We start from the raw sequence: 20160 nt of genomic DNA, 5'->3' as shown, positions 1-20160 counted from the left end.
CATGAGCTCAGAAAGCACCCCCGCCCTGCTGAAGGGCGCGGCGGGCGTGGAGAGCACCGAATCCGGCGGCCCGGCTCCGGCCGGGCCATCGGCCCGCTCCCCGCGCTCCCGCAGTACGGCCGCCTACGCCCGCTACGCGGCGGGCAAGCTCGCCGGGGCGGCCGTCTCCCTCTTCGCCGTCCTCGTCACCAGCTTCTTCCTCTTCCGGCTGATCCCCGGCGACCCGGTCAAGCAGATGACCGGCGGCCGTCAGGTGTCGACCGAACAGATCGCGGCGATGCGCCGTGAGTTCGGGCTCGACCTGCCGCTGTGGCAGCAGTTCACGCAGTACTGCGGCAAGGCGCTGACCGGCGACTTCGGTACGTCGTACCAGTTCCGCGCCCCGGTCGTCGACAAGATCACCGAGGCGCTGCCCGCCACCCTGCTGCTGACCGGCACCGCCTTCGTCATCTACACGCTGCTCGGCATCTGGCTGGGCGCGCGCTCCGCGTGGCGCAACGGCAGCGCCGGGGACCGGGCCAACACGGCCCTCGCGCTGACGCTGTACTCGGTGCCCTCGTTCTGGCTCGGCCTGCTCCTCATCATCACCCTGTCGGTGGGTATCGGCCCGATCCCCGGGATGTTCCCGACCGGCGGTATGGAGTCCGGCAACACCGAGGGCTTCGCCCGGGTGCTGGACATCGCCCACCACCTGGTGCTGCCCGTCGTCACGCTGGTCGCCGTGGAGTACGCGCGCACCCTGCTGGTGATGCGCTCCTCGCTGCTGGACGAGATGGGCAGCGACTATCTGACCACTGCCCGCGCCAAGGGGCTGCGCGACGACCTCGTACGCCGCAGGCACGCCGTGCCGAACGCGATGCTGCCCACCGTCACCCTGCTCTTCGTCAACCTCGGTACGACGGTGGCGGGGGCGATCCTGGTGGAGACGGTGTTCTCCTGGCCGGGCCTCGGCGGTCTGTTCTACCAGGCGCTGAGCGTGCCCGACCTGCCGCTGGTGCAGGCGCTGTTCTTCGTGTTCGCCGCCGCGGTGATCCTGATGAACACCCTCGCCGATGTGATCTATCCGCTGCTCGATCCCCGGGTGGGCCGATGACGACGTCGATGGAGAAGCCCTCCGAACCGCGGGAGCCGGACGCCCCCAAGCCCCCCGGGGAGGTACCGGCACAGAGCCCCCGCGCCCTGACCCGGGCCCGGCGGCGGCAGGCGGTGACCCGCTTCTGGCGGCAGTACCGCACGCACCGCGCCGGCCTCGTCGGGCTCGCCGTGCTCGCGGTGATCGCCCTGCTGGCGCTGACCGCCCCGCTGCTGGTCGGGGCCGACTCGCAGAGCGTGACGAACGCCCCGGGCGGCCCGCTGGAGGAGCCGAGCGGTGCATTCCCGCTCGGGACCGACCAGTTCGGGCGCAGCCTGCTGGCCCTGATGCTGTGGGGCACGCGCGTGTCGCTGACGGTCGGGCTGCTCGCCGCGTTCCTCTCGGTGGCGATCGGCACGCTGATCGGGATCACCGCGGGCCACTTCAAGGGCTGGTACGCCACCGTCATCATGCGGGTGACGGACTGGTTCCTGGTGATGCCGACCCTCGTGCTGGCCATCGCCCTGGCCACGGTCCTCTCCCGGTCGATCTGGACGACGATCCTGGCGATCGGCGTGACGACCTGGCCGACGACCGCCCGGCTGGTCCGCGCCCAGACGCTGTCCGTCGAGTCGCGCCCGTACATCGAGCGCTCGCGGGCGCTCGGCGGCGGCCACGGCCACATCATGTCGCGGCACGTCCTGCCCAACGTCATGCCGCTGGTGCTGGCGCAGACCACGCTGGTGATCTCCACCGCCATCCTCACCGAGGCGACCCTCGCCTTCCTCGGACTCAGCGATCCCACGATCGTCTCCTGGGGCGGTCTGCTCCAGGACGCCCGCGAGGCCGGCGCGGTCAGCTCCGGCAACTGGTGGTACCTCGCTCCGCCCGGACTCGCCATCGCCGTGGTCGCCCTCGCCTTCACGCTGTGCGGCCGCACCATCGAGTCCGTGCTCAACCCCAAGCTGGGGGTGTCCCGTTGACCGCCACGACCACGACCACCACGCCGAACCCGGACCCGTCAGGATCGCCCGGCCTGTCGGACCCGGTCGGCGAACCCCCGCTCCTTGAGGTGCGGAACCTGACCGTCACCTACGGCGGCGGGGCCGACGCCGTCCCCGCCGTCCGGGGGGTCGATCTACGGGTCGAGGCCGGGCAGAAGCTCGGCATCGCCGGGGAGTCCGGCTGCGGGAAGTCCACCCTGGCCCTGGCGCTGCTCCGCCTCCTGCCCGCGACGGCGAAGCTGACGGGCGAGATCCTGCTCGACGGCGAGGACGTCCTCACCATGAAGTGGGGCCGTCTGCGGGCGGTCCGCTGGGCGGGAGCGTCGATCGTCTTCCAGGGCGCGATGCACTCGCTGAACGCGGTGCACCGGGTCGGGGACCAGATCGCCGAGCCCCTCCTGCTGCACAGCAAGGCCACCCCGGCCGCCGCCCGCAGGCGCGCCGGTGAGCTGCTCGAACAGGTGGGCCTGCCCGCCGCCCGCGCGCAGGCGTATCCGCACGAGCTGTCCGGCGGGCAGCGCCAGCGTGTGATGATCGCGATGGCGCTCGCCTGCGATCCGCGGCTGATCGTGGCGGACGAGCCGACGACCGCGCTGGACGTGATGATCCAGGCGCAGATCCTGCGCCTGATCGAGCAGCTGGTGTCCGACCAGAACGTCGGCCTGATCATGATCAGCCACGATCTGGCGGTGCTGGCCGACACCTGCGACCGGCTCTCGGTGATGTACGCGGGGCGGGTCGTGGAGGAGGGCCCGGCGCGTCAGGTGTACACGGACGCCCGTCACCCGTACGGCAAGGCCCTCTCCGCCGCGTTCCCGAGGATCGGGGACCTGTCGTCCCGGCACGCCCCGCGCGGACTGCCGGGCGACCCGCCGGATCCGGCCGCGCTGCCGGGCGGCTGTACGTTCCATCCGCGGTGCCCGGTGGCGCTGGACGTCTGCGACACCGAGGACCAGGAGCTGCGGGACGCCGGGGCCGAGCGCCGGGCGGCCTGTGTCCTGGTGGACGTGGACGGCGCACACCCGGACGGCGCGCATCCCGATGCCAAGGACGCACACGCGGACGGGGCAAGGCCGGACGCCAAGGGCGCACACGCGGACGCCGCACAGCCCGGGGACGACGAAGCAAGGAGCACCTCGTGAGCACCACGCCCTCGCCCCTCGTCAGCACGGCGCCCCTCCTCAGCGCCGAGGAGCTGAAGGTCGCGTTCCCCGGCCGGCGCGGGGCCGCCACCGCCCGGGCCGTCGACGGCGTCGACCTGGACATCCGGCCCGGCGAGATCGTCGCGCTGGTCGGCGAGTCCGGCTGCGGCAAGACGACGCTGGCCCGGTCCCTGCTCGGCCTGGTCCCGCCCACCTCCGGGCGGGTCACCTTCGGCCGCGCCCCGCTCGACTACGCGGGCCGGGCGCTCAAGGCGTACCGCAAACGCGTGCAGCTGGTCCTCCAGGACCCGAGCGGCTCGCTCAACCCCCGGCACACGGTGTACGACGCGGTGGCCGAGGGCCTGCGCATCCACGGGTACGCGGGTGACGAGCGGGCGGCCGTCTCGGACGCCCTGTCCCGGGCGGGCCTGCGCCCGCCGGAGCGGTTCTTCCTGCGCTTCCCGCACGAACTGTCGGGCGGTCAGCGCCAGCGGGTCGTGATCGCCGGGGCGCTGGTGCTGGAGCCGGAGCTGATCGTGGCCGACGAGCCGGTGGCCTCGCTGGACGCGTCGGTCCGGGGCGAGATCCTGGCGCTCCTGCTGCGCCTGCGGGACGAGCTGGGGCTCTCGGCGCTGGTGGTGACCCATGACCTGGGGCTCGCCTGGAACATCGCGGACCGGGTGGCGGTGATGTATCTGGGCCGGATCGTCGAGACGGGCCCGGTGGAGCAACTGCTCACGGCTCCTCAGCACCCGTACACCCGGGCCCTGTTGTCCGTCCTCCCCGAGGCGGAGGGCGAACCGGTGGTGCTGGCGGGCGAGCCGCCGGACCCTTCGAAGGTGCCTTCCGGCTGCCGGTTCCACGTCCGCTGCCAGGTGCTGGCCTCGGGCGAGGCGGAGCGGGCGGGGGTGGCCGAGGCCTGCCGCACGGTGGATCTGCCGGTGCTGAACGGGGGTGGGGACGCCCAGGTGGCGTGCCACTGGGCGGCGGCGTGCGCCGGGGAGGGCGGAGGCGGGTCCGGCGACGCACCGATGACCTGAGGCCGGTGGACCTCAGCGGGTCCGGTAGCGGGCGTAGATCAGCCCGCTCGCGGCGAAGGCGCGCTCCTCGACCAGTTCGAGGTCGAGGCGTACGCCGTCGGGGAAGAACCGCTTGCCGCCGCCGACCACGCTCGTGGTGATGAACAGGTGGTACTCGTCCACCAGACCTGCCGCGATGGCCTGAGCCGCGAGGTTCGGGCCGTCGACGGTGAGGTCGGCGTCCGCCTCGTCCTTGAGCCGGCGCACCGCGTCCGGGTCGAAGGACCGCTCGATCCGGGTCTTCGCGCTGGAGACCGCGTCGAGCGTCGTGGAGTACACGACCTTCTCCGCGGCCTGCCAGTCGCGGGCGTACTGCGCGATGTGCGGGGGCTGGTCCGGCTCGTCGAGCGCGGTCTCCCAGTAGACCATCGTCTCGTACATGCGCCGGCCGTAGAGGTAGGTGCCGACCGGCCGGAAGAGGTCGTTGACAAAGGTGTGGACCTCCGGATCCTCGGCCGCCCCGGTGCCGATGCCGCCCTCGGCTGCCTCGGTGTAGCCGTCGAGCGAGGTGATCATGGAGTAGATGAGCTTGGCCACGGCGTCTCCTTCGGTACGGACGCGCGCCTTCCGGCGGTCCCGCGGATGATGACCGCCGCGCTTCGCGAAACTCATCGGTCAGCGTGCACTGACACCCCCATCGCGGGAAACCGCAAAGACTTCTTCGCGAAGAGCCCTTTGCGAATAACTCTTTGCGGTCTACAGTCTGCCGCATGACTGACCACACCCCACGCCCTTCCGACGACCCCTCACTGGACGAGGGATCGGTCGTCCTCGACGCCAAAGGGCTGCGCGCCATGGCGCATCCGGTCCGTGTGCAGGTGGTCGGGCTGCTGCGGAAGCACGGCCCGTCCACGGCCACCCGGCTCGCGGAGCGGCTGGGGGTGAACTCCGGTACGGCCAGCTACCACCTGCGTCAGCTCGGCGCGGCGGGCTTCGTCGAGGAGGACACCGAGCGCGGCAACGCCCGTGAGCGCTGGTGGCGTTCGGTGCACCGGACGACCTGGTTCAACGACCCGGAGCTGGCCGAGCGGGAGCCGGAAGCCGCCCTCGCGTACCAGCAGTCCGTCGCCTCCCTCTACGCGCTGCGGGCCCAGCAGACGCTCAACGAGTTGCAGACGATGCCCCGCGTCTGGCGGGAGCGATTCGACCTGAGCGACTGGGTGCTGCGGCTCACCCCCGAGGAAACCGCAGCGCTCTACCAGGAGTTGGGGGACGTCATCGGCCGCTACCGGCGGGACACCCCGGAGAACGCGGCGACCGCGCCGGCGGGTGCCGAGCGCGTCGGCCTCATCACGCACATCCTGCCCGAGCTGAACACGTCCGCCCCGGCAGAGGAGGCGCCGTGACGCAGGAAGGGCCTGCCATACCGGGCCGGCGGTCCTTACGGCCGCTGGCCGGGGTTCTGGCCGCCATCGCCGCTTCCGTCACCGGCACCCGGATCTCCCTGATCGCCCTGCCCTGGTTCGTCCTCGTCACCACGGGCAGCGCCACCCGGACCGGGCTGGTCGCCTTCTGCGAGATGGCACCGTACGTCCTGGTCAAGGCGTTGTCCGGCCCGCTGGTGGACCGGACGGGCCCCCGGACCGTCTCCTGGACCACGGATTTGGTGAGCGCGGCCGCCGCCGCGGCGATCCCCGTGCTGCACACCCTGGACCAGCTCTCCTTCCCCGTCCTGCTCGGCCTGGTCGCGCTGATCGGGGCGGCGCGCGGCCCGGGCGACCTGGCGAAAGAGGTCATGGTCCCGGAGGCCGCCGAGCGCGCCGGAACCCCTCTGGAGCGGGCCATGGGCCTGTCCGGCGTGATCGAGCGGCTCGCCTCCACCGTCGGCCCGGCGGCGGGCGGCGCCCTGGTGGCGCTGCTCGGCCCCATGACCGGTCTGGTCGTCAACGCGGGCTGTTTCGTGCTCGGTTCGGTGATCGTCGCCGTCGCGCTGCCGCGCGGCACGGGGCGTCCTGTCGTGGACCCGTCGGCCCCTGCAGACGCCCAGGAGCCGGGCTACTGGCGGCGGTTCGGCGAGGGCTTCACCTTCCTGCGCGGTGATCCGCTGCTCCTCGCCGTCATCGTCGTGGTCGGGATCACCAACCTGCTGGACGCGGCGCTGACCACCCTCATGGTCCCTGTCTGGGCCGAGGAGTCGGGGAACGGCCCGGCGGCGATCGGCCTCACCAGCACGGCGATGGGGGCCGCCGCGGTCGGCGGGAGCCTCATCGCGGCCATGGCCGCCCACCGGCTGCCCCGCAGAGCGGTGTTCCTCATCGGGTTCCTGCTGGGCGGGGCCCCGAGGTTCCTGGTCCTCGCGCTGGACGCCCCCTTGGGCGTGGTGCTGGCGGTCTTCGCGGTCAGCGGTTTCGGGGCCGGGTTCATCAACCCCGTGCTGGGTGCCGTTCTCGTCGAGCGGGTGCCGCGCCGGATGCTGGGCCGGGTCAACGCCCTCGGGGACTCGCTGTCCTGGTCCGGCATCCCGCTCGGCGGGCTCCTCGCCGGGGCTGCGGTGACGGCCGCCGGGCTGACTCCGGTGCTCCTCGTCTGCGGGGCCGCCTACTTCCTCACCACCACCCTGGCCGGGCTGCGGCCGGAGTGGCGGGCCATGGACCGCCCCCGCGAGAACGGCGCACAACGGGAGGAGGCGGCTCGGGACGGTGCGAGGACGGTGTCATGACGTTTCGCCGTGGTGGATCGCCCCCGTCAGCTCCCCCAGGGGCCGTCCCGTTCCGCCCCAGCGGTGCTGGATGACCTCGGCGGTGATGGAGACCGCCGTCTCCTCCGGCGTACGGGCTCCGAGGTCGAGGCCCACGGGTGAGGCCAGGCGGGCGAGCGCCGCCTCGTCGGCCCCGGCCTCGCGCAGCCGGGCGAGCCGGTCGTGGTGGGTGCGGCGGCTGCCCATGACGCCGATGTACGCGGCGGGCGTGCGCAGGGCCGCGAGGAGCAGGGGGACGTCGAACTTCGGATCGTGGGTGAGTACGCAGATCACCGTGCGGGCGTCGACCTCGGTGGACTCCAGGTAGGTGTGCGGCCATGCGCGCACCACCTCGTCGGCCGTGGGGAAGCGTTCCCGGGTGGCGAAGGCGGGGCGGGCGTCGCAGACGGTGACCCGGTAGCCGAGGAACGAGCCGATGCGGGCGGTGGCGGCCGCGTGGTCGATCGCCCCGAAGACGAGCATGCGGGGCGGCGGGGCGTACGTCCGGATGAAGACGGCCACCTCCTGCATCCGGCGCTGGCCGTGCGCCCCGTACCACTGGATTGCCGTGTGGCCCTGGGCCAGCAGGCCCCGGGCGTCGTCGGTGACGGCCGCGTCGAGCCCCTCGGAGCCGAGCGTGCCGGTGGCGGGCCCGGCGTCGGAGGGGCGGACCACCAGGCGGGCCCCGGTCTCCGCCGCGCCGGACAGGACGGTCGCCTCGGCCACCGGCCGGTCGTCGGCGATCAGGTCCAGGAGAGCGGCGAGATCCGCCAGTTCGGCTGGGGAGACGTACGCGCGCACCAGGACCTCGATCGTGCCGCCGCACGTCAGCCCGACACCGAACGCCTCGTCGTCGCTGATCCCGTACGTCACCACGCGCGGCCCCGCACCGGCCAGGACCTCGCGGGCCACCTCGTACAGATCGCCCTCGACGCAGCCCCCGGAGACGCTGCCCACCACCGCGCCCGCCGCGTCGACGGCCATGACGGCGCCGGGGTCCCGGGGCGCGCTGCCGTGCACGGCGACGACGGTCGCCAGGGCGAAGGGGACGCCGTCGGCGCACCGGGAGCGGAGGTCGGGCAGGATGTCGCGCACCCTGCCAGCATCCGTCGTCCCGGGGCGGAACGCACGGCCGGCCCGTGCGTCAGTGGGTGCGGTCGTACGCGGCGGTCAGCTCGCTGGAGCGCTTCACATCGGCTGCCATGGCGACCAGGAGGTCGTCGATCGAGTCGAACTTCAGCATGCCGCGGACGTAGGCGAGGAAGTCGACGGCCACGTGCAGCCCGTAGAGGTCGAGGTCGACGCGGTCGATGGCGTACGCCTCCACCGTCCGCTCGGTGCCGTCGAACTGCGGGTTCGTGCCGACCGAGATCGCGGCGGGCATCGACTCGCCGGCCACCTCCAGCCAGCCGGCGTACACGCCGTCGGCGGGGATCGCGGTGTGCGGCAGGGTCTCGACGTTGGCCGTGGGGAAGCCCAGCTCCCGGCCGCGCTGCGCGCCGCGCACCACGATGCCCTCGACCCGGTGCGGACGGCCGAGGATCTCGGCGGCCCCGGCGACATCGCCCTCGGCGATCAGACGGCGGGTGAGCGTGGAGGAGAACGGCTGTCCGCCGCCCGCCTCGCCGGTGACGTACAGGTCGATGACCTCGACGGTGTAGTCGTAGGTGGCGCCCAGCTCGGTCAGCAGCGCGACGTTCCCCGCGGCCTTGTGGCCGAAGCGGAAGTTGGGGCCCTCGATGACGGCCTTGGCGTGCAGGCGGTCGACGAGGACCTTCGCGATGAAGTCGGCGGGCGACAGCTTCGAGAACTCGGCGGTGAACGGCAGGATCAGCACCGCGTCCACGCCCAGCTCGCCCATCAGTTCCGCGCGGCGGTGGTGCGGGGCGAGCAGCGGCGGGTGGCTGCCGGGGCGGACGACCTCGCTGGGGTGCGGGTCGAAGGTGACGACGACCGACGGGATGCCCAGCTCACGGGCGCGCTCGACGGCCCGGCCGATGATCAGCTGGTGTCCGCGGTGCACGCCGTCGTAGGAGCCGATGGTGACGACGCTGCGTCCCCAGTCCTGGGGGATGTCCTCCAAGCCACGCCAGCGCTGCACTGTGACCGCTCCTCGCCCGAACCTGTGTACGTGTGTATGTCGATTACGCAGGTCTAAGACTGCCATGCTCACGTCCCGCCGCCTGCATCGGCATCGGCACGGAGGGACGTGATGTCTCCAACGCCTCCACCGTGCGCCGGGCGCTCGGGCCCACGACCGCCGCCCACTCCTCGGGGGCGTCGGCCAGCCAGCGGGTGACGAGGGCGGCGAAGCCGGGCACGTCGCGGGCGCACTCGACGAGGCCCCGGTCGAAGCGGGCGGCGCCTTCGGGCGTGCGGACCAGCAGCATGCCGGTGCGGTGGACGAGGGCACGGGTACGGACCTCGGGGCGGCGCTCCGAGCCCCGGGCGGCGGCCCGGAGCAGGGCTTCCAGGACGTCCGGGTCGCGGCCGGTAGTCTGCTCGAACTCCAGCAGGACCTCCAGCAGCTCGGCCCGCAGCGGCCGGGAGTCCGCGCTGCCCGGCCCGGCGAGGACGGCGGCGAGCGCGGCGCGCACGGGGGGTGGTGCGGGGCGGTCCCTCAGCAGCCCGGTGACCAGCGGCAGCAGGAGGGCGCGGGCGGCCGGGCCGTGCTCCAGGCGGAGGTCGACGTACTCGGCGGCGTGTTTGCCGTCGTCGGGGTGGGCGTCGATGTACTCCCGTACGAGTCCGGCGACGTGCAGCGCGAGCGCGGGCGTGTCGAGGCCGGCCAAGGCCCGCAGCACCGCGCCCCCGCCGTCGCCGGGGTGGGAGAGGCGGGCGCGGAGAGCGGCGAGGACCGGCTCCTGGTGGGACGGGAACACCTCGGCGAGCAGTTCGACGGGCAGCCGGGGGTCTCCGGCGGCGAAGGCGCGCAGCGCGCCCGGGAGATGGCGGCCCCGGGCCTTCGGGTCGCGGACCAGGAGGGTGTGGGCAGCGGCGTGCAGGCCGGCGTCCTCGGGGCGCTCCAGCAGGATCTCGGCGGCGGAGCGCAGCAGGGCCCGGTCGCCCTCGGCGGTGACGCGCTGCTGGAGGAGTCCGGCGTAGCGGGCGGCGGCGGAGCGGCGGGCCGGGCGGTCCTCGTCGCGGGCCCAGCGCTCGACGGCCCGGCAGAGCGCGGTGGGCTCGTCCTCGGCGAGGGCGGCGAGCAGCTCCCCGGCCCGGGTGTGCGGGGTGGCGATCAGCGCGTCGGTGAGGCCGTCGAGGTCCAGCTCGCGACGGGCGTACAGCAGGGCCTGCGCGGCGGCGGCGACGGTGGGGCGCAGGGGTACGTCCGGGGCGTCGGGGCCCACGAGCAGCGGCCGTTCGTCGGTGAACCAGCGGCACAGCAGCGGCTGGACGGCCGGGGCGTCGAGGGCGAGGCGGCGGGCGACCGCGTCCAGATAGCGTTCGTCGCCGTCGGTGCGGGGCAGCCCGTCGGCGGGCACCAGCCGGCGGAGCAGGTCGATCCGGTCCTCTTCGGGCAGCCGGAGCCGCCGCCAGAACCAGGGCCCGAACTCACCGTACGCCCCGAGGTCCCCGGGCCCTTCGGGGGCGGCGGAGCGGCGGGTGATGCGTCCGGCGAGGACCCGCAGGACGCCCAGATACGGGCGGGCGTCGGGCACCCGCAGCAGGCTGCCGCACAGCAGGTGGGCGGCCCACCAGGCGGCGTCCTCGTCGCGCGGGCCCTCGTCGGTCCAGAGCCGGTCCAGCGCCTCGATCAGGTCGGCCATCCGGTGCGCGAGGGCGGCGGTGCCCTGGCGGCGGCCGAGGAGCACCATCGCCTGGATCACCGGGCCGATGCGGTGCCGGGGCACGGGGAGGCTGCGGGGTTCGCCGGAGTCGTGGGGGTGCGGGGTGCGGTCCGGGGCGCCGCTCCCCCGGTGCCAGCGGTGCACGAGGGAGCGCAGGGCCGCGTCCAGGTCGAGGTGGGCGCCCTGCACCCAGTCGCCGAGCTCCTCGTGGGCGAAGCGGTAGCCCGCCCCGGCGGGGACGAGGAGCCCTTCGGTGAGCACGGCGGAGGCCCAGCCGGTGCGCCAGGGGAAGATCTCCTCGAACGCCGCCCGGTCCAGCTCGCCCTGGCCCGGGCCCAGACAGCGGCGGGCCGCCTCGTGGACCTGGCCCGCCACCCGGGCGGCCAGTTGGCGGACGGCCGCGCCGCGGGGCTGCTCGTCGGCGGCGGCCGCGATCCGGACGGCGGCGCGCACGCACAGCAGGTCGAGGTGGGCGCCGAAGACGTCCTCGGTGTCGGGGCGGCCCGGCACGCCCGGCGGCAGCGCGGCGCGGACCTCGGCGAGGAGCCGCAGGGTCAGCGGGTGCCGGTCGTGGCCGGGGGCCAGCGCGGTGGGCGGGATGCCGTACGCCTCCTTGGCGCTCTCGGCCTGCTCGGGGGTGAGGTCGGCCAGCCGGAGGGCGGGCGGCAGTCGCCGGGCGGGGCGGTGCGGGCGGTGCAGGGCGTCCCGGGGCCAGAGGGCGCCCGCCGTCTCCCAGTGCTCGGGGCGGCAGGCGACGACGAGCCGGACGGCGTTCTCGCGGAGCCAGCCGAGGGTGGAGCGCGTCCAGTCGGCCAGCCGGTGGGCCAGCAGCGGCGGCATCTCCTCGGGGCCGTCGAGGACCACCAGGAGCGGGTGCCCCGCGTCGGCGGCGAGCCTGGCCACGCGCTGCGGGGTGGCGGTGCTCATGTCGCCGCGGGCGCCCGCCGCGGTGACGATCCGGGCGGAGCGGGTGAGCGTACGGCTCGCGGCGTCCGCGATCGAGACGTCCTCGGCCAGCAGGTCCGCGCCGCGCAGCCAGAGCGTGGGGGCGGGAGCGCCGCCGTCGGCGCGGCGGGCGGCGAGGGCGGCCAGCTCGGTGGTGCGGCCGGTGCCGGGCGGGCCGACGAGGCCGAGGACCAGGCCCGTACCGGCGGCGAAGGCGGCCAGCTCGGCGTGGACGTCCGCGCGCTCGACCGGGGCGGTGAGGGCCTTCGGGCCGTCCGCCGAGCCGACGGAGGTGGCGGTGAGCTGGAGGGCCCCGGCGAGGTTGAGGTGGGGGCCGTAAGCGGGGGCGACGGCGGCGTTGCGGCGGAGCAGGGCGTCCAGGGTGTCGTCCGTGCCCCGGGTGATCGGGAGGGCGAGGCCGGCCGCCTCGTGCGGGGCCGTGAGAGTGGTGCAGAGGATGCCGAGGACCGCGCCCGTGGCCGGGTCGGTGACCGGTCCGCCGACGGCCGCGCCGCCGGAGCGCAGGGCGTCGCGCCCGTCGGTGCCGAGCGCCAGCTCCAGGGCGGCGGGGACCGGGTGGCCGACGCCGTCCGGTGCGGTGTACGTGGCGGGGGTGGTGCCGAGCACCCGGGCCTCGCGCCGTCCGTGGGCGGCGATGTCCACGTAGCCGCCGGGTTCGGCGTGGTCGCGTCCGGCGATGGGCAGCGGTTCGGCGTCGAGGGTGTCTGGTCCGCCGGTGCGCAGGAGGGCGAGGCCGAGGGCGGGCAGCGCGGTGATGTCGTCGGGGGCGACGGAGCAGGTGCGGCCGTCGGTGCCGTGCAGGAGGAGCGGGCCCGGGGAGGCGGCGGCCTGATGGGCGGTGACGACCGTGCCGCGCTCGTCCGCGACGAATCCCGTTCCTCGCGGCCGGCCGGCCTGATCGCAGATTTTTACCAGCTTCGACCGGTCCCCACTGCCCATGGTCCGACGGTAGGCCGCCGGTGATCGCCCGGAGCGCGTGGACGGGGAAAGCGCCCCCCGCGCCCCCGCTGTTCACTCCGAGCGCCCGTCCAATGGGGTGAATAAGCGTGTCCTGCGGGGAGCAGGGATGGTGCCGGGGAGGGGAAAAGGGTGGAGCGGGCACCGATGGGGGGTGGTGCCCGCTCCACGACAAGCGGTCGGCGCGTCGACTACCAGCGGCCGGCGCGAAGGCCCTCGGTCAGGCGAAGACGGCGAGGCTCTTGGCCTTGCCCTTCTCCTCCTCGACGAGCACGAGGAACGTGCCGTCGGGCCCGAAGACCGCGACCGGCCCCGGCGGGTACGCCGGCATGTCCAGCCGTACGCCGTTGAGGAGCAGCTTGGCGCGCTTCTCGTCGACGTCCCAGCGGGGGAAGGCCGCGTCCGCCGCTTCGGCGACCGGCATCACGGTCAGCTCCTCCTGGTGCTGGTCCAGGGTGCGGGCCGCGTCCAGGCCGTACGGGCCGACCCGGGTGCGGCGCAGCGCGGTCAGATGGCCGCCGACGCCGAGCCCGGCGCCGAGGTCGCGGGCCAGCGCCCGGATGTACGTTCCCGAGGAGCAGACGACGGAGACGACCAGGTCGAGGACGGGGGTGCCGTCCTCGGCGACGGCCTCGCGGACGTCGTAGACACGGAAGGAGGAGACGGTCACCGGGCGGGCCGGGATCTCGAACTCCTCGCCGCCGCGCACCCGCGCGTAGGACCGCTTGCCGTCGATCTTGATGGCGCTGACCTTGGACGGCACCTGCATGATCGCGCCGGTGAGCGCGGCGACACCGGCGTCGATGCCCTCACGGGTCACCTCGGAGGCGTCGGCCGACGAGATGATCTCGCCCTCGGCATCGTCGGTGATCGTGTCCTGGCCGAGCCGGATCGTGCCGAGATACTCCTTCTCGGTCAGGGCGAGGTGGCCCAGGAGCTTGGTGGCCCGCTGGACACCGAGCACCAGGACTCCGGTGGCCATGGGGTCCAGCGTGCCGGCGTGGCCGACGCGTCGCGTACGGGCGATGCCGCGCATCTTGGCGACGACGTCGTGCGAAGTGAAGCCGGACGGCTTGTCGACGATGACAAGTCCGTCCGGCGTGGTGGTCTGCTCGGTCATGCGGAGGCGGGACCCTCGTTCTTGTCGGTCGAGCCGGGGGTGTCCGCCTCGTCGTCCTCGTCCTCGGGCTTGCGGTACGGGTCGGCCTCACCGGCGTACGTCGCTCCGGTGGAGACCTGGCGCACCTCCGCGTCCTTGGCCCGCGCCTTGTCGAGGAGGTCCTCGATGGTGCGGGCGTTGTCCGGGAGGGCGTCCGGCACGAAGGCCAGGGTCGGCGTGAACCGGACCCCGGTCTGCCGGCCCACCTCGGAGCGGAGCACGCCCTTGGCGCTCTCCAGCGCGGCCGCGGAGGCCGCGCGCTCCTCGTCGTCGCCGTAGACCGTGTAGAAGACCGTGGCCTCCCGCAGGTCGCCGGTGACCCGGGCGTCCGTGATCGTCACGAATCCCAGCCGCGGATCCTTGATTCGCCGGTCCAGGGTCTCCGCGACCACGACCTGGATGCGATCGGCCAGCTTGCGGGCCCGCGCGTTGTCGGTCACCGGTCCGTCACTCTTCCTTCTGATTTCGCTCGACTGTCAGTCTTCGTCAGTGTGCAGCCGCCGTCTGACCGACAGCAGCTCCACCTCCGGGCGTCCCGCGACCAGCCGCTCGCAGCGGTCCAGCACGTCCGTGAGGTGTCCGGTGTCACCGGAGACCACGGCAAGGCCGATCTCGGCCCTGCGGTGGAGATTCTGCCCGCCGGTCTCGGCCACGCTCACCGCGAACTTGCGTTGGAGTTCGGCGACGATCGGGCGGACGACGGAACGCTTCTCCTTCAACGACCGTACGTCGCCGAGGAGCAGATCGAAGGACAGGGTCCCCACATACATGTGTGTCCGGATGTCCCGCCGGTTCGGGTTCGTGCCCCGCCAGAGCTTGCCGGGGACATCAGAACCGTACCGGAACGGCCGGAGCCGATCGACGGAAATACGACCCGTCGACCGGCCCCGACCGTGGTGGCCGGGTTCCGGGAGCGGACTCCCGGAACCCGGCCGGATTCCCTGCGGGTCCTTGCGGACCCGGAGAGGATCAGCCTCGCGGCTTCTCGCGCATCTCGTACGTCGCGATGATGTCGTCGATCTTGATGTCGTTGAAGTTTCCGAGGTTGATACCGCCCTCGAAGCCTTCGCGGATCTCGGTGACGTCGTCCTTGAAGCGGCGCAGACCGGAGATGTTGAGGTTCTCCGCGATGACCTTGCCATCGCGCAGCAGGCGCGCCTTGGTGTTGCGCTTGACCTCGCCGGAGCGGACCAGCACACCGGCGATGTTGCCCAGCTTGGACGAGCGGAAGATCTCGCGGATCTCCGCCGTGCCGAGCTCGACCTCTTCGTACTCCGGCTTGAGCAGACCCTTGAGGGCCGCCTCGATCTCCTCGATCGCCTGGTAGATGACCGAGTAGTAGCGGACGTCCACGCCTTCGCGCTCGGCCATCTGCTCGGCACGCCCTGCGGCGCGCACGTTGAAGCCGATCACGATGGCGTCGGAACCCGTCGCCAGGTTGATGTCCGACTCGGTGACCGCACCCACACCGCGGTGCAGGATCCGGATGTCGACCTCTTCACCGACGTCGAGCTGGAGCAGCGAGGACTCGAGAGCCTCCACCGAACCGGACGCGTCGCCCTTGATGATGAGGTTGAGCTCCTGGACCAGACCGGCCTTGAGCGCCTCGTCCAGGTTCTCCAGGGAGAACCGGACACCCTTGCGGGCGAAGTTGGCGTTGCGCTCGCGGGCGGCGCGCTTCTCGGCGATCTGACGGGCCGTACGGTCCTCGTCGACCACCAGGAGGTTGTCGCCGGCGCCCGGGACGTTGGTGAGACCGAGCACCAGGACGGGGGTCGAGGGACCCGCTTCCTGGACGTTCTGACCGTTGTCGTCGAGCATGGCGCGGACGCGGCCGTACGCGTCGCCGACGACAACCGTGTCGCCGATGCGCAGCGTTCCGCGCTGGACCAGGACGGTCGAGACGGCACCGCGACCGCGGTCGAGGTGGGACTCGATCGCAATACCCTGCGCGTCCTGGTTCGGGTTGGCCCGCAGGTCGAGCGAGGCGTCGGCGGTGAGGACGACGGCCTCCAGGAGCGCCTCGATGTTGAGGCCCTGCTTGGCGGAGATGTCGACGAACATGGTGTCGCCGCCGTACTCCTCGGCCACCAGACCGAACTCGGTGAGCTGACCGCGCACCTTGGTCGGGTCGGCGCCCTCGACGTCGATCTTGTTGACCGCGACCACGATCGGCACCTCGGCCGCCTTGGCGTGGTTCAGCGCCTCGATCGTCTGGGGCATCACACCGTCGTTGGCCGCCACCACGAGGATCGCGATGTCGGTCGACTTCGCACCACGGGCACGCATGGCGGTGAACGCCTCGTGACCCGGGGTGTCGATGAAGGTGATCTTGCGCTCTTCGTCGTTGACGTCGGTCGTGACCTGGTAGGCACCGATGTGCTGGGTGATGCCACCGGCCTCGCCCGCGACCACGTTGGTCTTGCGGATCGCGTCGAGGAGTCGGGTCTTACCGTGGTCGACGTGACCCATGACGGTCACGACCGGCGGACGGGAGACCAGAGCCTCTTCGCCGCCCTCGTCCTCGCCGAACTCGATGTCGAAGGACTCGAGCAGCTCGCGGTCCTCCTCCTCGGGGCTGACGATCTCCAGGACGTAGTTCATCTCCTCGGCGAGAAGCCGGAGCGTCTCGTCGGAAACGGACTGCGTGGCGGTGACCATCTCGCCGAGGTTCATCATCACGGCGACGAGCGACGCCGGGTTGGCGTTGATCTTCTCCGCGAAGTCGGTGAGCGAGGCGCCGCGCGACAGCCGGACGGCCTGTCCGTTGCCGCGGGGCAGCATGACGCCGCCGACCGACGGGGCCTGCATGGCCTCGTACTCCTGGCGCCTCTGCCGCTTCGACTTACGGCCACGACGCGCGGGACCGCCGGGACGGCCGAACGCACCCTGCGTGCCACCGCGGCCACCGGGACCACCCGGACGGCCACCGAAGCCGGGACGACCGCCGAAGCCGCCGCCACCACCGGGGCGACCGGCACCGCCGCCGCCACCGGGACCGGCCGGACGGCCGGCGAAGCCGCCGCCACCGCCGCCACCGGGACGACCGGCGAAGCCGCCGCCACCGGGACGACCGCCACCGGCACCGCCGGGACGACCGCCACCGCCGGGACCGCGGCCACCGCCGCCGGGACCGGGACGCGGGCCGGCAGCGGGACGCTGCGGCATCATGCCCGGGTTCGGGCGGTTACCGGCGGGACCGCCGCCGGGACGCGGAGCCTGCGGACGGGGCATGCCGCCCGGAGTGGGACGGGCACCGCCCTGACCCTGGCCGCCCTGGGGGCGCGGGGCGCCGCCGGGGCCGCCCTGCGGACGCGGGGCGCCGGGGCGCTCCTGGCCGCCGCCGGGGCGCGGGGCACCGCCGGGACGGGGCGCCGAGGGGCGCGCCATGCCGGTGGAGCCGCCGGAGGTGAAGGGGTTGTTGCCCGGACGGGGACCGGCCGGACGGGCGCCGCCGGGGCGCGGGGCGCCCTGGCCGGCGGGACGCGCGGGGCGGTCGCCGCCACGCTCGCCACCACGGCCGCCATCACGCTGGCCACCGTCGCGCTGACCGCCGGCCGGGGCCGGACGGGCGGGCGTGGGACGGGGGCCGGGGGTGGCGCCGGTGGGGCGGGGAGCCTGCGGGGCGGCCGGGCGCTCCGGTGCCGGGGCCGAGAACTCGGCGGCCGGGACCGGGGTGGCCGGTGCCTTCGGGGCAGGCTTCGGGCCCGGACGGGGGCCCGCCGACGGCGCGGAGGGCGCTGCCGGGGTGCTGCCGGGGGCCTCGGCGGCGGCCGGCTTGGGGGCCGGGGCGCCGGGCTTCGGGGCAGCGGGACGTGCCGCAGCGGCCGGGGAGGGCGCTGCGGGCTTCGCGGGCGTCGCCTTGCGGGGCGCGCCAGGCTTGGCAGCGGGCTTGCCGGCGTTGCCGCCGGGCCCCTGCAGTGCGTCGGTCAACTTGCGCACAACCGGCGCCTCGATCGTCGAGGACGCCGAACGGACGAATTCACCGAGTTCTTGGAGCTTGGCCATGACGACCTTGCTCTCGACGCCGAACTCCTTGGCGAGTTCGTATACCCGGACCTTAGCCACTTCGCTCCTTTTAGGTCCGGGTTACCGCCGGACCGTCGCTACTTCATGGGCGTACTCATCGCGTACTCATCGAGTGCTCATCGCAATCTCGACCTACTTCCAACTCGCGAGGTACCTGACCGCACGGGGTCCCGTGCCGTTCACTTTCTTACGGTGTCACCCGTTCGACGAACCGCGTGAGTGCCGCGGTGTCGAACGGCCCCTTGGCCTTGAAGGCCCGGGGGAATGCCCGGCGGCGAACCGCCAGGTCGAGACAGACAGGGGTGGGGTGCACGTAAGCACCCCGGCCGGGCAGCGTACCGCGTGGATCAGGGGCGCAGGCGCCCTCGTCCACCACGATGCGCAGCAGCTCGCTCTTGGTCACTCGCTCCCGGCATCCCACACAGGTTCGCTCGGGGCAAGCGCGGGCTTGCGTCCGGCCAGACACGTTTAAGTCTACCTCCCCGTACCGACCTCACCCCTTTGGGGCAAAAATCGAACGGATGTTGTCGTGATCTCAGCGGCGTACGTCCAAGATCTATTCCCTGGAGCGGCTCCGGGTCAACGCCTTTCCGAGCGCTCCCGGGCCCGCTCGGCCCGCTCGCGGTCGGCGTTCTCCCGCTCCTCGTCCGTCTCGGTGTCCGGCCGGATGTCGATCCGCCAGCCGGTGAGGCGGGCGGCGAGGCGGGCGTTCTGTCCCTCTTTGCCGATCGCCAGCGACAGCTGGTAGTCCGGCACGGTGACCCGGGCGGACCGGGCGCCGAGGTCGACGACCTCGACCTTGCTCACCCGGGCGGGCGAGAGCGCGTTCGCGACCATCTCGGCCGGGTCGTCGGACCAGTCCACGATGTCGATCTTCTCGCCGTGCAGCTCGGCCATGACGTTACGCACCCGGCTGCCCATCGGGCCGATGCAGGCGCCCTTGGGGTTCAGGCCCGCGCGGGTGGAGCGTACGGCGATCTTGGTGCGGTGGCCGGCCTCGCGGGCGATGGCCTCGATGACCACCGAGCCGTCCGCGATCTCCGGGACCTCCAGCGCGAAGAGCTTCTTCACCAGGTTGGGGTGGGTGCGCGAGAGCGTCACCGACGGACCGCGGACGCCCTTGGCGACCCGGACGACATACGTACGCAGCCGCAGGCCGTGGGTGTACTCCTCGCCCGGGACCTGCTCCTGCACCGGAAGGATGGCTTCCAGCTTGCCGATGTCGACCAGGACGTTCTTGGGGTCCTTGCCCTGCTGGACGACGCCCGTGACGACGTCGCCCTCGTGTCCGGCGTACTCGCCGAAGGTCTTGTCGTCCTCGGCGTCGCGCAGCCGCTGCAGGATGACCTGCTTGGCGGTGGTCGCGGCGATACGGCCGAATCCGGAGGGGGTGTCGTCGAACTCCTTGGGCTCCTGGCCCTCTTCGAGGTCGGCCGGGTCCTCCTTGGCCCACACGGTGACGTGGCCGTTCTCGTCGAGCTTCACGCGCGCCCGGCGGTAGCTGCCGTCGGTGCGGTGGTACGCGATGAGGAGGGCCGACTCGATCGCCCCGACGAGCACGTCGAAGGGGATCTCCTTGTCCTGCGCCAAGCCCTTCAGAAGCTTCACATCGATGTCCACGGCTACGCCTCCTCTTCCTTCTTGTCCTTGCGGTTGAATTCGATCTCCACGCGCGCCTTGGCGATCTCGTCGAAGGCGAGGCGGCGGGCGGTGGGCTTGCGGCCCTTGACGCCGGGCACTTCCAGGTCGAGCCCGTCCTCGTCGACGGCGAGGATGCGGGCGACCAGCTCACCGGAGCCGTCGCCGGTCAGGTGGAACCTGGCCAGCCGGCCGGTGGCGCGTGCGTAGTGGCGGTGCTCGGTCAGCGGGCGGTCCGCGCCGGGGGAGCTGACTTCGAGGACGTACTCGCCCTCGCCCATCGCGTCGGTCTCGTCCAGCTTCTGGGAGATCGCGCGGCTCAGCTCCGCACAGGCGTCCAGCTCCACGCCCTCGTCGGAGTCCACGATGATCCGCAGCACTCCCCGTCGGCCGGCCCGGGACACCTCGATCTCCTCGAGGTCCAGTTGCTGCGCGCTGACGAGCGGTTCCAGCAGCCCGCGCAGCCTCTCGCTCTGGGTGGTGCTCATCCGGGTGACTCCTCGGCCGCGTGTGCTGTTGTGGGGATCGTCGTGCGTCAGGTCAAAGGGTATCCGGTCGCCAGGGGTGTTGCCGTCCGCCTGTCGCTCGGCCGCGGGTACGCTCGCCTGCGGTGATCACATCAGGACAGATCCTGTCAGGACCGGTC

The 20160-nt window shown here is 73.1% G+C and carries 17 protein-coding genes; 6 read left to right on the top strand and 11 right to left on the bottom strand.

What is annotated here, in order from left to right; translation table 11 throughout:
- Position 1: 1 nt before the first annotated feature.
- Genes IE140_RS32115 through IE140_RS32100 form a run of 4 tightly spaced genes read left to right on the top strand, consistent with a single transcriptional unit; the run spans position 2 to position 4258 of the window.
- Positions 2-1093, top strand: a complete 1092-nt coding sequence (locus tag IE140_RS32115; protein WP_093439509.1) for an ABC transporter permease — start codon at positions 2-4, stop codon at positions 1091-1093.
- Positions 1090-2055: an ABC transporter permease gene (locus IE140_RS32110; protein ID WP_093439512.1), complete on the top strand. Its 966-nt coding sequence runs from the start codon at positions 1090-1092 to the stop codon at positions 2053-2055. Before IE140_RS32115 ends, IE140_RS32110 begins: the two co-directional genes overlap by 4 nt.
- Positions 2001-3218, top strand: coding sequence for an ABC transporter ATP-binding protein (locus IE140_RS32105; RefSeq protein WP_373296207.1), 1218 nt, complete (start codon positions 2001-2003; stop codon positions 3216-3218). Before IE140_RS32110 ends, IE140_RS32105 begins: the two co-directional genes overlap by 55 nt.
- The gene (locus IE140_RS32100) at positions 3215-4258 is read left to right on the top strand and encodes an oligopeptide/dipeptide ABC transporter ATP-binding protein (protein ID WP_150197228.1); all 1044 of its coding nucleotides are present in this window, start codon (positions 3215-3217) and stop codon (positions 4256-4258) included. The genes IE140_RS32105 and IE140_RS32100 overlap by 4 nt, the downstream gene beginning before the upstream one ends.
- Positions 4259-4270: 12 nt before the next feature.
- Here IE140_RS32100 and IE140_RS32095 read toward each other — a convergent pair whose 3' ends face one another.
- Positions 4271-4834 (bottom strand): dihydrofolate reductase family protein, encoded by a 564-nt coding sequence (locus tag IE140_RS32095; protein ID WP_150197226.1) that lies wholly within the window; start codon positions 4832-4834, stop codon positions 4271-4273.
- 173 nt (positions 4835-5007) lie between these two features.
- Here IE140_RS32095 and IE140_RS32090 point away from each other — a divergent pair, with 173 nt between their 5' ends.
- The gene (locus tag IE140_RS32090; RefSeq protein ID WP_093439521.1) at positions 5008-5643 is read left to right on the top strand and encodes an ArsR/SmtB family transcription factor; all 636 of its coding nucleotides are present in this window, start codon (positions 5008-5010) and stop codon (positions 5641-5643) included.
- Positions 5640-6956 (top strand): MFS transporter, encoded by a 1317-nt coding sequence (locus IE140_RS32085; RefSeq protein WP_150197224.1) that lies wholly within the window; start codon positions 5640-5642, stop codon positions 6954-6956. Before IE140_RS32090 ends, IE140_RS32085 begins: the two co-directional genes overlap by 4 nt.
- Here the strand turns inward: IE140_RS32085 and IE140_RS32080 are convergent.
- The 10 genes from IE140_RS32080 to rimP form a co-directional block, all read right to left on the bottom strand.
- Complete coding sequence (locus IE140_RS32080) at positions 6951-8069, bottom strand: XdhC family protein (RefSeq protein ID WP_150197222.1); 1119 nt, start codon at positions 8067-8069, stop codon at positions 6951-6953. The two genes, IE140_RS32085 and IE140_RS32080, sit on opposite strands and share 6 nt — an antisense overlap.
- A 49-nt stretch (positions 8070-8118) precedes the next feature.
- Positions 8119-9075 carry a bifunctional riboflavin kinase/FAD synthetase gene (locus tag IE140_RS32075; protein WP_150197220.1) on the bottom strand — a complete coding sequence of 319 codons (957 nt, stop codon included), beginning with the start codon at positions 9073-9075 and terminating at the stop codon, positions 8119-8121.
- Between the two features lie 43 nt (positions 9076-9118).
- Positions 9119-12670, bottom strand: coding sequence for a serine protease (locus tag IE140_RS32070; protein ID WP_189460932.1), 3552 nt, complete (start codon positions 12668-12670; stop codon positions 9119-9121).
- A gap of 238 nt (positions 12671-12908) precedes the next feature.
- Positions 12909-13808 (bottom strand): tRNA pseudouridine(55) synthase TruB, encoded by a 900-nt coding sequence (gene truB, locus IE140_RS32065; protein ID WP_032770064.1) that lies wholly within the window; start codon positions 13806-13808, stop codon positions 12909-12911.
- Positions 13805-14287 (bottom strand): 30S ribosome-binding factor RbfA, encoded by a 483-nt coding sequence (rbfA, locus tag IE140_RS32060; protein ID WP_010061881.1) that lies wholly within the window; start codon positions 14285-14287, stop codon positions 13805-13807. Before rbfA ends, truB begins: the two co-directional genes overlap by 4 nt.
- Before the next feature lie 36 nt (positions 14288-14323).
- Positions 14324-14617, bottom strand: coding sequence for a DUF503 domain-containing protein (locus IE140_RS32055; protein ID WP_006127969.1), 294 nt, complete (start codon positions 14615-14617; stop codon positions 14324-14326).
- Positions 14618-14816: 199 nt separating this feature from the next.
- The gene (gene infB, locus IE140_RS32050; protein ID WP_189460930.1) at positions 14817-17915 is read right to left on the bottom strand and encodes a translation initiation factor IF-2; all 3099 of its coding nucleotides are present in this window, start codon (positions 17913-17915) and stop codon (positions 14817-14819) included.
- A gap of 148 nt (positions 17916-18063) precedes the next feature.
- Positions 18064-18342 (bottom strand): YlxR family protein, encoded by a 279-nt coding sequence (locus IE140_RS32045; protein ID WP_167533538.1) that lies wholly within the window; start codon positions 18340-18342, stop codon positions 18064-18066.
- Positions 18343-18455: 113 nt separating this feature from the next.
- Complete coding sequence (nusA, locus tag IE140_RS32040; protein WP_006127966.1) at positions 18456-19496, bottom strand: transcription termination factor NusA; 1041 nt, start codon at positions 19494-19496, stop codon at positions 18456-18458.
- A 2-nt stretch (positions 19497-19498) separates the two neighbouring features.
- Positions 19499-20002, bottom strand: a complete 504-nt coding sequence (rimP, locus tag IE140_RS32035; RefSeq protein ID WP_150196594.1) for a ribosome maturation factor RimP — start codon at positions 20000-20002, stop codon at positions 19499-19501.
- Positions 20003-20160 lie beyond the last annotated feature (158 nt).

The organism is Streptomyces parvus (assembly GCF_014648875.1).
Classification (GTDB): domain Bacteria; phylum Actinomycetota; class Actinomycetes; order Streptomycetales; family Streptomycetaceae; genus Streptomyces; species Streptomyces parvus.
Note: the sequence above shows the minus strand (reverse complement) of the source record. Positions and strands in the feature narration are given on the sequence as shown.

Excerpts from the sequence above, each read along its gene's own strand:
- IE140_RS32110 (WP_093439512.1), top strand. The coding sequence starts at position 1,090 with ATGACGACGTCGATGGAGAAGCCCTCCGAACCGCGGGAGCCGGACGCC.
- truB (WP_032770064.1), bottom strand. The coding sequence starts at position 13,808 with ATGACCGAGCAGACCACCACGCCGGACGGACTTGTCATCGTCGACAAG.
- rimP (WP_150196594.1), bottom strand. The coding sequence starts at position 20,002 with ATGAGCACCACCCAGAGCGAGAGGCTGCGCGGGCTGCTGGAACCGCTC.
- IE140_RS32055 (WP_006127969.1), bottom strand. The coding sequence starts at position 14,617 with ATGTATGTGGGGACCCTGTCCTTCGATCTGCTCCTCGGCGACGTACGG.
- IE140_RS32090 (WP_093439521.1), top strand. The coding sequence starts at position 5,008 with ATGACTGACCACACCCCACGCCCTTCCGACGACCCCTCACTGGACGAG.
- IE140_RS32070 (WP_189460932.1), bottom strand. The coding sequence starts at position 12,670 with ATGGGCAGTGGGGACCGGTCGAAGCTGGTAAAAATCTGCGATCAGGCC.
- IE140_RS32115 (WP_093439509.1), top strand. The coding sequence starts at position 2 with ATGAGCTCAGAAAGCACCCCCGCCCTGCTGAAGGGCGCGGCGGGCGTG.